Raw genomic sequence first — 11,961 nt, forward strand, 5'->3', positions numbered from 1 at the left:
CTCCAGACTATCGCCACCATTCAGGAGGAAATCATGGTCTTGCAGTCCACGCGCTGGCTGGCGCTCGCTTACTTCACCTACTTTTTTAGCTACGGTATTTTTCTCCCCTTCTGGAGCGTCTGGCTCAAAGGGACAGGGCTGACCCCTGAAACCATCGGTATTTTGCTTGGCGCGGGTCTGGTTGCCCGTTTTGTTGGCAGTCTGCTGATTGCGCCCCGCGTCAGCAATCCTTCTCTGCTCATCAAAGCGTTACGTATTCTCGCGCTGATTACCCTGCTGTTTGCCCTCGGATTTTGGGCCGGTACCCATGTCGCCTGGCTGATGGTGGTGATTATTGGGTTTAACCTCTTTTTCTCACCGTTAGTGCCGCTGACCGATGCGCTGGCGAACACCTGGCAAAAACAGTTCCCCATGGATTATGGGCGGGTGCGCGTATGGGGCTCTATCGCTTTCGTGATTGGCTCTGCCGCCACCGGTAAGCTGGTCAGTGAGTTTGATTACCGCGCGGTGCTGGCGATGCTCACCTTAGGCGTGGTCTCTATGCTGCTTGGCATGCTGATTCGCCCCGCTATCCTCCCGCAGGGGGAGATGCGCCATCAGGATGCGACGGGCTGGCAGGCATGGCGCGACCTGGTGGTCAAAAACTGGCGTTTTCTGGCCTGCGTATCCTTACTGCAGGGCGCACATGCCGCGTATTACGGTTTTAGCGCACTCTACTGGCAGGAATCAGGCTACTCTGCCTCGACGGTTGGCTATTTATGGTCACTGGGGGTGGTGGCGGAAGTCGTGGTCTTTACTCTGAGCAACCGCCTGTTCCGCCGTTTTAGCGCCCGCGATCTGCTGTTGCTTTCCGCGGTCAGCGGTCTGGTGCGCTGGGGATTAATGGGATGGACGACCGAACTGCCATGGCTGATTGTGGTGCAGATCCTCCATTGTGGCACCTTCACCGTCTGCCATCTTGCCGCGATGCGCTACATCGCTGCGCGCAAAGAGAATGAAATCATCCGCCTGCAGGCGGTCTATTCCGCCGTGGCGATGGGGGGCAGTATCGCCCTGATGACGATGGTGTCCGGCTTCCTGTATCAACATCTGCATCAGGGGCTGTTCTGGGTGATGGCGCTGCTGGTCCTCCCGGCGCTGTTCCTGCGCCCGAAGGTCAGCCTGCAGCACTAGGATTCCAGCATACTGCGAATGTGCTGCTGTTGATGCTCACTCAGCGACTGGTCGGTGTGAATCAGTGGCGCTGAGAACAACGGCAGCGGCGTGGCGTAAGGGGTGACGATCACCGTGACGTCACGGGGGGCGCCTTGCTTTTTAAACTCGCGCACCGACAGGTATTTGATATTGAGCGGCAGGAGCGTCAGCTCGCGCAACTGCAGCTCGATCTCCTCTTCTCTTTGTGAATCCCCCCCGGTAATCAGTACCACCTGCTTTTCATGCAGATCGGTTTCCTGCATCAGCCAGGCACCAAAAATCACAGCCACCAGTCCGGCCTCTTCATCGCTAAAGCGCAACGCATACTCCGTTTCGAGTTCTGCCAGCGCTTCGCGCGTGGTGCGAACCAACCGCGGGTAAAGCCGGACTATCTCTTCCTGCAGGCTGTTATCAATACCTATGCCAAACAGGTTGCGATCCAGCGCCTGGGCTAAATGGATATAGAGTTGTGCGCTCAGCCCCTGCTCATCACTGAAGTGGAGGCCGGCAAGCGTACGAAAACGGTCGACCATATTCGCAATAGCCTGCTGAAGACGCTGATCCTCATGATGACAGTCATTTAATGGATCCGGCGTACGCAGCATCATAAACAGCAACGCGAGGAAAGCATGTTCATTCGCCGGGGGCAGGGGAGTAACCCGACGCTGCCAGTGGCGGACAATGTCCTGCGCCGCGGCATACTCGGCGCGCATTTGCGTCCATGCGTGCTGCACAGGGTTGAATTCAGGGGAGAAGCCAGCGTGGCTTTGCAGCAGGCAGTACTGCAGGTAGAGGCGCAAAAACTGGATATCACTACACTCAAAGGAACGCTGTAGCCGGCGCGCGCACAGATTGATCAGCGCACGTAAGTTCGTGTCATCATATAACGTGCGTGCGACGCCGCGCTGTTTAAGCGCTGACTTAAGCGCGGGAATATAGTGCTCGGTGATAAAGTGCGGGCACAGGCGCAGGCCACGCCGTAGCCACTGCAACTGGCACAGGCGTTGATCCAGAGAGGTGCCTTCAATCCGATAGCTGCCGTCCTGCTGGGACGCAATGGTAAGACGATGATAGCGCTGGATTTCATGGTGGGTATCAGTGATATCCTGCCGTGCAATCTCCTCATCGACACCATTAATAGTGCGAATGATTTCCGTGGTGACCGTCTGCCCCGGTAGCGCAAGCATCAGTAGCACCTGGCAGCGGCGCTGCGGACTGGAGAGCACAGATGGTGGCGTCATTACGATTGTCATCTGCTGAGTTCCAGTTAGGGTGTTCGATAAGAATAGCTAAAGGTATGATTGACGAAAGCGCAGCCGCAGCCCTTTACCTCAGGATTGCCGGAGAGCATCACAGAATTTTTATCGTGAGGAAGACATGCAAGCAGTGAAACAGTGCGCCCTTGGGCTTTTTCTCGCGCTTTTATCATTCGCCACGCTGGCGCATCCCCATAGCTTCATCCGCCTGAAAACCGGGGTGTTAGTGGCGAATGGCCAGTGGACAGGGCTTGAGATGCGCTGGACGATGGATGAAATTACTTCTGCCGATCTGCTGTATGACGCCGGAGATGCGAAACCCGGCGAGGAAATCTGGAAAAAACTGGCTGCGGAAGTGATGGCTAACGTACTGGGGCAGCACTATTTCACCGAAGTCTGGCATAACGGGCAAAAAGTGAAGTTCATGAACCGCCCGCTGCACTATGGCATGGAACGTGAGGGGCATCAGGCGGTGCTGATTTTTGCGCTTCCCCTTGCTGCGCCGCAGCCGCTAAGTGGGCAGACTTACACCTTTTCTACCTTCGATCCCACTTATTATGTGGACATGAGCTATGAGCATGACAGCGACGTGACCCTGCCTGCTGAACTGCGCGAGAAGTGTAAGCTCAGGGTTCACACACCGCAGCCGGGCGATGATGTTCTGGATTACGCGCAATCGCTGGATAAAGCCGATGCGCCCGAGGAGAGCATGGAACTGGGTAAACAGTTTGCACAAACGGTGACTTTACAATGTCAGTAATATCCGCGACACGTCTTCGACGCCCCGGCTGGCAACAATGGTGGCCGCTGGGGCTCTTTTTACTGATTGCGTTGGCAGGCGCTTGTTGGTTATGGCAAGCCTGGCCGCAGGTGATGCGGGCGAGTATTGGCTGGCAACGCGATTTTAATCAGCAACTGAGCGCCCTGCTAAAAGCCGTAGCAGAGAACCCGACAAAAGCCGGGGGCGCATTACTGCTGGTGAGTTTTATTTATGGCGTGCTGCACGCGCTGGGGCCGGGGCACGGTAAAGTAGTGATTGCCACCTGGCTTGCCACCCACCCTTCAAAGCTGAAGTCCAGCATCGGCCTGACGTTAGCCTCCTCTTTGCTACAAGGCGTGGTGGCGGTGCTGCTGGTGGTTGTGGTGCTCTCAGTGCTGGCCTTGCCCGCGCGGCAACTTCATCTCAGCAGTTTCTGGCTGGAGAAGGGCAGTTATGCGCTGGTGGGGGTGCTGGGTATTCTGCTCTGCTGGCGGGCGCTCAGGGCACTGCGTCTTCTCTTACGCAAGCCGACCTTTAAGGCCTTCACTCCCCATCATGTTCACCATGAACATTGCGGCTGCGGACATCAGCATCTGCCAACGCCTGAGCAACTGCAGCAGAGCGACGACTGGCGGGCGCGGCTGGTGATTGTGCTGTCGATGGGCATGCGGCCCTGTTCAGGGGCTATCATGGTGTTGTTATTCAGCAAAGTGACAGGCGTATTTGGCTGGGGTGTAGCATCGGCAATGGCGATGGCAGCGGGCACGTCGCTGACTATCAGTTCGCTGGCGTTACTGGTGCATACTTTCCGCACGCTGGCAGTAAAACTGAGCCGCAATCAAGCGCCTGCCGTATGGAAACAGGTGGGCTGGACAACGCTGGCGTTAGCCGGCGGGACAATATTAGTGGTTGCTGCGGTGGTGATGTGGATGAGTGCAGTGCCTGTCGGCAGGGGAATAAGACCGTTTTGATTATGATGCCCTCACCCAGTGAGTGAGGGCATCATTACTGTTAACGCTTCAGCGCTTCACTCAGTTCGTCACGCATGTTAGCCAGCATCGCTTTAACGACACGCGGGTTACCAGCAACAACGTTACCGCTCATCATGTAGCCATGACCGCCGGTGAAATCACACACCAGACCGCCTGCTTCACGAACCAGCAGCTCGCCTGCGGCGAAGTCCCACGGCTTAAGACCAATTTCAAAGAAACCGTCAACGCGGCCAGCGGCCACATAGGCCAGATCCAGCGCAGCAGAGCCGGTACGACGGAAGTCAGCGCACTCGGTGAACAGTTTACCGATAATTTTAATATAGGCAGGGGCGTGCTGTTTTACTTTGAACGGGAAGCCGGTCGCCAGGATGGTGCCATCCAGGTCGCGTGCAATGCTGCCGCGCAGACGGTAACCGTTCAGCTGGGCGCCCTGACCACGGGTCGCGGTGAACAATTCATTACGCATAGGATCGTAAACGACCGCTACTTCGGTACGGCCTTTGATGCGTACGGCGATAGAAACGGAGAAGTGTGGGAGGCGTTTAATAAAGTTGGTGGTGCCATCCAGTGGATCGATAACCCATTGAACATCCTGATCTTCGCCTTCATGCTCACCGCTTTCTTCGGTGATAATGGTGTGTTGCGGGTAAGACTTGCGAATGGTTTCGATGATAAGCGCTTCGGCGGCTTTATCAACGTTAGTCACAAAGTCATTGCTGCCTTTCTGGCTGGATTCTACGGAGTCTGGTGTTTCGTAGTGTTTGGCAATTAAATTACCCGCCTTGCGCGCTGCGCGCACGGCGATGGTCAGCATCGGATGCATCGGTCTCTCTCACTGGATGTTAAAGAACGGGAAAACGGCGCGTATAATAGCAGCGTATTCGGAATATGTCTTCGCTTTATGATAATATGCACAAATATTCTTTAGCCGTAGAAAAACTATGCTGCAAAATATTCGAATCGTACTGGTGGAGACCTCTCACACCGGCAATATGGGCTCCGTCGCCCGTGCAATGAAAACAATGGGCCTGACCAACCTGTGGCTGGTTAACCCGCTGGTGAAGCCCGACTCACAGGCCATCGCGCTGGCGGCCGGCGCCAGTGACGTCATTGGTGAGGCGCACATCGTCGATACGCTGGATGAAGCCCTTGCAGGCTGTAGCCTGGTGGTGGGCACCAGCGCGCGTTCTCGTACGCTGCCCTGGCCGATGCTCGATCCGCGCGAATGCGGGTTGAAAAGCGTGGCTGAAGGCAAGCACGCGCCCGTCGCGCTGGTCTTTGGCCGGGAACGTGTGGGGCTGACAAACGATGAGCTGCAAAAATGCCATTATCACGTTGCCATTGCGGCTAACCCGGAATACAGCTCGCTGAATCTGGCGATGGCGGTACAGGTTATTGCCTACGAAGTGCGTATGGCATGGCTGGCAACGCAGGAAGAAAATAGCCCGCTGGATGCAAAAGAAGAAGAGGCGCCGTACCCGTTGGTTGACGATCTCGAACGCTTCTATGGTCATCTGGAAAAGACGCTGCTTTCGACCGGTTTTATCCGTGAAAACCATCCCGGACAGGTCATGAACAAGCTGCGTCGCCTCTTTACCCGTGCCCGCCCGGAGAGCCAGGAGCTCAATATTATGCGTGGCATGCTGGCCTCAATTGAGCAAAAAACGCAGGAAAAACAATAAGTTTTTTCTTCCCCTCCCGGCCGCGGAGGGGGCGTCAAACCGCGCTTAAGTCAAACGGCACGTAAAGCCAAATACCTGACTAAAACAGTCAAGTAAATAGTTGACCAATTTAGTCAGGAATGTCAGACTTGCCTCCGCTATGCGACATTATTTGAAATTTTAATAAAAACCCCGGGCAGGGGCGAGCTTGAGGCTAAGTAAGACATGAGACTGACATCTAAAGGGCGTTATGCCGTGACCGCAATGCTGGACGTTGCGCTCAACTCCGAAACGGGTCCGGTTCCATTGGCTGATATTTCCGAGCGTCAGGGGATCTCCCTTTCTTATCTGGAACAGCTTTTCTCCCGCTTACGTAAAAATGGCCTGGTTGCCAGCGTACGTGGTCCGGGTGGCGGTTACCTGCTGGGTAAAGACGCAAGCAGCATCGCTGTTGGCGAAGTGATCAGCGCCGTTGACGAATCGGTTGATGCAACCCGTTGCCAGGGCAAAACTGGCTGCCAGGGCGGCGATAAATGTCTGACTCATGCGCTGTGGCGCGATCTGAGCGATCGTCTCACCGGTTTCCTGAATAACATCACCCTGGGTGAGCTGGTTAACAACCAGGAAATTCTTGACGTCTCCGATCGTCAGCATTCGCACGAAACCCAACGCACGACCCGTGGTCAGGACGCGATCGACGTCAAACTGCGCGCATAATTTACCCGTCCTGTTTCGGGGCGCTGCTGCGTTGGCCGCACGTGTTCAGCCTAGTCGCTTACTTATGTAAGCTCCTGGGTATTCACAAGCTTGCCGCCTTGCTGCACCGCAAAACAGTTAGGTTAAAACATTATAAAAATCTGGAATCAGGCCGGGGTGGAAGCACCCCGCATAACGGCTGAACATCCGACCGCAAGCCTGGTTCATTGCATTGAGTGATGTACGGAGTTTAAGAGCAATGAAATTACCGATTTATCTCGATTACTCCGCAACAACGCCGGTGGACCCGCGTGTTGCTGAGAAAATGATGCAGTGTCTGACCCTGGACGGAAACTTTGGTAACCCCGCTTCCCGTTCACACCGTTTTGGCTGGCATGCTGAAGAGGCGGTAGATATCGCCCGTAATCAGATTGCTGAGCTGGTGGGTGCCGATCCGCGTGAAATTGTGTTCACTTCCGGCGCTACCGAATCTGACAACCTGGCAATCAAAGGTGCGGCCAACTTTTACCAGAAAAAAGGCAAGCACATTATTACCTGCAAAACCGAACACAAAGCCGTGCTGGACACCTGTCGTCAGCTCGAGCGTGAAGGTTTTGAGGTTACCTACCTTGCGCCTGCCAGCAACGGCATTATCGACCTGAAAGAACTCGAAGCCGCAATGCGTGATGACACCATTCTGGTTTCTATTATGCACGTGAACAACGAAATCGGCGTTGTGCAGGATATCGCGACCATCGGCGAAATGTGCCGTGCGCGCGGCATCATTTATCACGTTGATGCGACCCAGAGCGTCGGCAAGCTGCCAATCGACCTGAGCCAACTGAAAGTCGATCTGATGTCCTTCTCCGGTCACAAAATCTACGGCCCGAAAGGCATTGGCGCGCTGTACGTTCGTCGTAAACCGCGTATCCGTATCGAAGCGCAGATGCACGGCGGTGGTCACGAGCGCGGCATGCGTTCCGGTACCCTGCCTGTTCACCAGATCGTTGGCATGGGTGAAGCCTACCGCATTGCCAAAGAAGAGATGGAAACCGAGATGGCGCGTCTGCGTACACTGCGTAACCGTCTGTGGGAAGGCGTGAAAGATATGGAAGAGGTTTACCTGAACGGTGACCTCGAGCAGGGCGCACCGAACATCCTCAACGTCAGCTTTAACTACGTTGAAGGCGAATCCCTGATTATGGCGCTGAAAGACCTGGCCGTCTCCTCCGGTTCTGCCTGTACTTCCGCAAGCCTTGAGCCGTCCTACGTGCTGCGTGCGCTGGGTATGACTGATGAGCTGGCACACAGCTCCATTCGTTTCTCCTTAGGTCGTTTCACCACCGAAGAAGAAATTGATTACACCATCAAGCTGGTACGTAACTCCATTGGCCGTCTGCGCGACCTTTCTCCTCTGTGGGAAATGTTCAAACAGGGCGTGGATTTGAACAGTATTGAATGGTCACATCACTAATCGGCAGCGGAATCAGGAGAACAGAACATGGCTTACAGCGAAAAAGTAATCGATCATTATGAGAATCCGCGCAACGTGGGTTCTTTCGACAACAGCGACGAGAGCGTAGGCAGCGGCATGGTGGGTGCACCGGCTTGTGGCGACGTGATGAAGTTGCAGATCAAAGTCAACAATGAGGGTATCATTGAAGACGCGCGCTTCAAGACTTACGGTTGCGGTTCTGCTATCGCTTCCAGCTCACTGGTTACCGAGTGGGTGAAGGGTAAATCCCTGGATGAAGCGCAGGCCATCAAGAACACCGACATCGCCGAAGAGCTGGAATTACCGCCGGTAAAAATCCACTGCTCTATCCTGGCAGAAGATGCGATTAAAGCCGCGATTGCGGATTATAAAAGTAAACGTGAAGTGGTTTCTAAATAATTCACAGTGCAGGAAGGCGGCAAGTTTGTGAGTCTCAAGGAGCTTACTAAGGTAAGTGACTTGAGTGAACAAATGAAGCCAACGCACCTGCGGTGGGAAGAATGATGAAAAAAATAATTGAGGGCATTGTATGTCGATTACCCTAAGCGACAGTGCTGCAGCGCGAGTGAATAACTTTCTGGCCAACCGCGGTAAAGGGTTTGGCCTGCGTCTGGGGGTCAGAACCTCGGGTTGTTCTGGCATGGCCTACGTACTGGAATTCGTCGACAAACCGGAATCAGAAGATACCGTGTTTGAAGATAAAGGTGTGAAGGTCGTTATCGACGGCAAAAGCCTGCAATTCCTTGACGGCACCCAACTGGACTTTGTCAAAGAAGGCCTTAACGAAGGGTTTAAGTTTACGAACCCGAACGTGAAAGATGAGTGCGGTTGCGGCGAAAGCTTCAACGTTTAATCGCGTGTTACCGATAAGCCCCACCATAGAAAAGACTCAAAATCATTCGAGCTGAGTCAATCTGCGTGTGGGGCTTGTTATAGCAGGACTCGTTATGGATTACTTCACCCTCTTTGGCTTATCCGCCCACTATCAAGTCGATATTCCGGCACTGACCACCCGTTTTCAGGATCTCCAGCGCCAGTACCACCCTGATAAATTTGCCAGCGGCACGCCGGCGGAACAGCTTGCGTCCGTGCAACAGTCTGCGACCATCAATCAGGCCTGGCAAACGCTGCGCCATCCTCTGGCGCGAGCAGAATATCTGCTCTCCCTGCACGGTTTCGATCTGACGTCAGAGCAGCACACGGTACGGGATACTGCGTTTCTGATGGAGCAACTGGAGCTTCGTGAAGAACTGGATGAGATTGGTACGGCCGGAGACGCTGACCGGCTCGAAGCTTTTGTTCAGCGTGTCAAAAAGATGTACGACGCGCGTCATCAGTTGATGGTCGAACAATTTGATAATGAAGCGTGGGATGCCGCGGCGGATACCGTGCGTAAACTTCGTTTTCTGGATAAACTGCGCAGCTCAACAGAACAACTCGAAGAAAAACTGCTCGGTTTTTAATTTTGGAAGCACATTATGGCCTTATTACAAATTAGTGAGCCGGGTCTGAGCGCCGCGCCGCACCAGCGTCGTCTGGCGGCGGGAATCGATTTAGGCACCACAAACTCTCTGGTCGCCACCGTGCGTAGCGGTCAGGCGGAAACGCTACCCGACGACGCAGGTCGCCATCTGTTACCTTCTGTCGTGCATTATCACGCCGAGGGGCACACGGTGGGATTCGACGCGCGTGCCAATGCCGCTCAGGATCCGGTTAACACCATCAGTTCGGTAAAACGCATGATGGGTCGTGCGCTGGCCGATATTCAGGTGCGTTATCCCCACTTACCCTATCAGTTCCTGGCCAGTGAAAAGGGTCTGCCGATGATCGAGACCACCGCCGGTCTGGTCAACCCCATCCGCGTTTCCGCAGATATCCTCAAAGCGCTCGCCCTGCGTGCCCAGGCGTCCCTCGCCGGGGAACTGGATGGCGTGGTGATTACCGTTCCCGCTTACTTTGATGACGCTCAGCGTCAGGGCACTAAAGACGCCGCGCGTCTTGCTGGCCTGCATGTTCTGCGTTTGCTGAACGAGCCGACCGCCGCAGCCATTGCTTACGGTCTGGATTCGGGGAAAGAAGGGGTGATCGCCGTTTACGATCTTGGCGGTGGTACCTTTGATATTTCCATCCTGCGCTTGAGCCGTGGGGTGTTTGAAGTGCTGGCGACAGGCGGTGATTCTGCGCTTGGCGGTGATGATTTTGACCATCTGCTGGCGGACTTTATTCGCGAGCAGGCGACGCTCCCGCAACATGGCGACAACCGTTTGCAGCGTGAGTTGCTGGATGCGGCCATCGCGGCAAAAATCGCACTGAGCGATGCGCCTTCCGTCACCGTTGACGTGGCTGGCTGGCAGGGCACCGTAACCCGCGAGCAGTTTGACGCGCTGATTGCCAGTCTGGTGAAACGCACCTTGCTGTCATGCCGTCGTGCGTTAAAAGATGCGGGCGTTGAAGCGGATGAGGTGCTGGAAGTCGTGATGGTCGGCGGCTCTACCCGCGTGCCGCTGGTGCGTGACCGTGTTGGCGAATTCTTTGGCCGCACGCCACTGACCTCTATCGACCCGGATAAAGTCGTCGCTATTGGTGCCGCCGTTCAGGCTGACATCCTGGTGGGGAATAAGCCGGACAGCGACATGCTGTTGCTGGACGTTATTCCGCTGTCGCTGGGGCTCGAAACCATGGGCGGCCTCGTGGAGAAAGTGATCCCGCGTAACACCACCATCCCTGTTGCGCGTGCGCAGGAGTTCACCACCTTCAAAGACGGGCAGACAGCCATGTCTATCCATGTCATGCAGGGTGAGCGCGAACTGGTGCAGGACTGCCGTTCGCTGGCGCGTTTTGCCCTGCGTGGTATCCCGGCAATGCCGGCAGGCGGCGCGCACATTCGCGTCACCTTCCAGGTGGATGCAGATGGCCTGCTGAGCGTAACGGCGATGGAGAAATCCACCGGTGTTGAAGCGGCTATTCAGGTGAAACCGTCCTACGGTCTGACCGACAACGAAATTGCCACCATGATTAAGGATTCCATGAGCTTTGCCGAGCAGGACGTGCAAGCACGTATGCTGGCAGAACAGCAAGTGGAAGCCGCCCGCGTTCTGGAGAGTTTGACCGGTGCGCTGGCAACCGATGCCGCGCTGCTCAGCGCCGCAGAGCGTGAGGAAATTGACCAGGCTATCGCGCAACTTGTTGCCGTTGCCCAGGGCAATGATACCGACGCCATTGAACACGCTATTAAAAATGTAGATAAACAAACCCAGGAATTTGCCGCGCGCCGTATGGATAAGTCCGTACGTACCGCGTTAAAAGGCCATTCCGTCGACGAGGTTTAAGATGCCTAAGATCGTTTTTCTGCCTCATCAGGATCTGTGTCCCGATGGTGTAGTTATGGAAGCAAAGACCGGCGAAACCATTCTTGATGTGGCCCTGCGTGGTGGCATTGAGCTTGAGCACGCTTGTGAGAAATCCTGCGCCTGTACCACCTGCCACTGTGTCGTGCGTGAAGGTTTCGATTCGTTGCCTGAAAGCACCGAAGATGAAGATGACATGCTGGACAAGGCCTGGGGCCTGGAGCCGGAAAGCCGTCTGAGCTGTCAGGCGCGCGTCACCGACGAGGACCTGGTGGTGGAGATCCCACGTTACACCATCAACCATGCGCGGGAGCACTAATATGTCACTGAAATGGACCGACAGCCGCGAAATCGGCGAAGCGCTGTATGATACCTTCCCGGATCTGGATCCGAAGACGGTACGCTTCACCGACATGCACCAGTGGATTTGCGACCTGGAAGAGTTTGATGACGATCCAAACGCATCGAACGAAAAAATTCTCGAGGCAATTCTGCTAGTCTGGTTAGACGAAGCATCTTGATATCGACGGGCTGCCTTCTGGCGGCCCGTTTTCATATCC

14 protein-coding genes are annotated in these 11,961 nt (G+C 55.1%); 12 read left to right on the top strand and 2 right to left on the bottom strand.

Annotation, left to right across the window (positions count from 1 at the left end; genetic code table 11):
• Positions 1-33: 33 nt before the first annotated feature.
• Positions 34-1,173, top strand: coding sequence for a 3-phenylpropionate MFS transporter (locus ACUY4Q_RS06220; RefSeq protein ID WP_458046190.1), 1,140 nt, complete (start codon positions 34-36; stop codon positions 1,171-1,173).
• Here the strand turns inward: ACUY4Q_RS06220 and csiE are convergent.
• Positions 1,170-2,447: a stationary phase inducible protein CsiE gene (csiE, locus tag ACUY4Q_RS06225; protein ID WP_458046191.1), complete on the bottom strand. Its 1,278-nt coding sequence runs from the start codon at positions 2,445-2,447 to the stop codon at positions 1,170-1,172. The genes ACUY4Q_RS06220 and csiE overlap by 4 nt on opposite strands.
• A gap of 124 nt (positions 2,448-2,571) precedes the next feature.
• On the opposite strand from csiE, the gene ACUY4Q_RS06230 reads away from it, so the two are divergent.
• Together ACUY4Q_RS06230 and ACUY4Q_RS06235 are read left to right on the top strand one after the other, a co-directional pair.
• Positions 2,572-3,210 carry a DUF1007 family protein gene (locus tag ACUY4Q_RS06230; RefSeq protein ID WP_458046192.1) on the top strand — a complete coding sequence of 213 codons (639 nt, stop codon included), beginning with the start codon at positions 2,572-2,574 and terminating at the stop codon, positions 3,208-3,210.
• Entirely contained in the window at positions 3,201-4,181 is a 981-nt protein-coding gene (locus ACUY4Q_RS06235) for a nickel/cobalt transporter (RefSeq protein ID WP_458046193.1), read from the top strand. Before ACUY4Q_RS06230 ends, ACUY4Q_RS06235 begins: the two co-directional genes overlap by 10 nt.
• Positions 4,182-4,221: 40 nt before the next feature.
• Here the strand turns inward: ACUY4Q_RS06235 and suhB are convergent, their stop codons facing one another.
• Complete coding sequence (gene suhB, locus ACUY4Q_RS06240) at positions 4,222-5,025, bottom strand: inositol-1-monophosphatase (protein WP_458046194.1); 804 nt, start codon at positions 5,023-5,025, stop codon at positions 4,222-4,224.
• A gap of 118 nt (positions 5,026-5,143) precedes the next feature.
• On the opposite strand from suhB, the gene trmJ reads away from it, so the two are divergent.
• The 9 genes from trmJ to iscX all read left to right on the top strand — a co-directional run bounded on the left by trmJ (position 5,144) and on the right by iscX (position 11,922).
• Complete coding sequence (gene trmJ, locus ACUY4Q_RS06245; RefSeq protein ID WP_458046195.1) at positions 5,144-5,884, top strand: tRNA (cytosine(32)/uridine(32)-2'-O)-methyltransferase TrmJ; 741 nt, start codon at positions 5,144-5,146, stop codon at positions 5,882-5,884.
• 204 nt (positions 5,885-6,088) lie between these two features.
• Positions 6,089-6,580 (top strand): Fe-S cluster assembly transcriptional regulator IscR, encoded by a 492-nt coding sequence (iscR, locus tag ACUY4Q_RS06250; RefSeq protein ID WP_458046196.1) that lies wholly within the window; start codon positions 6,089-6,091, stop codon positions 6,578-6,580.
• Between the two features lie 238 nt (positions 6,581-6,818).
• Entirely contained in the window at positions 6,819-8,033 is a 1,215-nt protein-coding gene (iscS, locus tag ACUY4Q_RS06255; protein WP_458046197.1) for a cysteine desulfurase, read from the top strand.
• Between the two features lie 27 nt (positions 8,034-8,060).
• Positions 8,061-8,453 (top strand): Fe-S cluster assembly scaffold IscU, encoded by a 393-nt coding sequence (iscU, locus tag ACUY4Q_RS06260; RefSeq protein ID WP_458046198.1) that lies wholly within the window; start codon positions 8,061-8,063, stop codon positions 8,451-8,453.
• Positions 8,454-8,583: 130 nt separating this feature from the next.
• Positions 8,584-8,907, top strand: a complete 324-nt coding sequence (iscA, locus tag ACUY4Q_RS06265) for an iron-sulfur cluster assembly protein IscA (RefSeq protein WP_458046199.1) — start codon at positions 8,584-8,586, stop codon at positions 8,905-8,907.
• A 94-nt stretch (positions 8,908-9,001) separates the two neighbouring features.
• Positions 9,002-9,517 carry a co-chaperone HscB gene (hscB, locus tag ACUY4Q_RS06270; protein WP_458046200.1) on the top strand — a complete coding sequence of 172 codons (516 nt, stop codon included), beginning with the start codon at positions 9,002-9,004 and terminating at the stop codon, positions 9,515-9,517.
• Between the two features lie 15 nt (positions 9,518-9,532).
• Entirely contained in the window at positions 9,533-11,383 is a 1,851-nt protein-coding gene (hscA, locus tag ACUY4Q_RS06275) for a Fe-S protein assembly chaperone HscA (protein WP_458046201.1), read from the top strand.
• 1 nt (position 11,384) lies between these two features.
• Positions 11,385-11,720, top strand: a complete 336-nt coding sequence (gene fdx, locus ACUY4Q_RS06280; RefSeq protein ID WP_437431892.1) for an ISC system 2Fe-2S type ferredoxin — start codon at positions 11,385-11,387, stop codon at positions 11,718-11,720.
• A 1-nt stretch (position 11,721) separates the two neighbouring features.
• Positions 11,722-11,922, top strand: a complete 201-nt coding sequence (gene iscX, locus ACUY4Q_RS06285) for a Fe-S cluster assembly protein IscX (protein ID WP_458046202.1) — start codon at positions 11,722-11,724, stop codon at positions 11,920-11,922.
• Positions 11,923-11,961: the final 39 nt, after the last annotated feature.

This window comes from Phytobacter cepae (assembly GCF_054165735.1).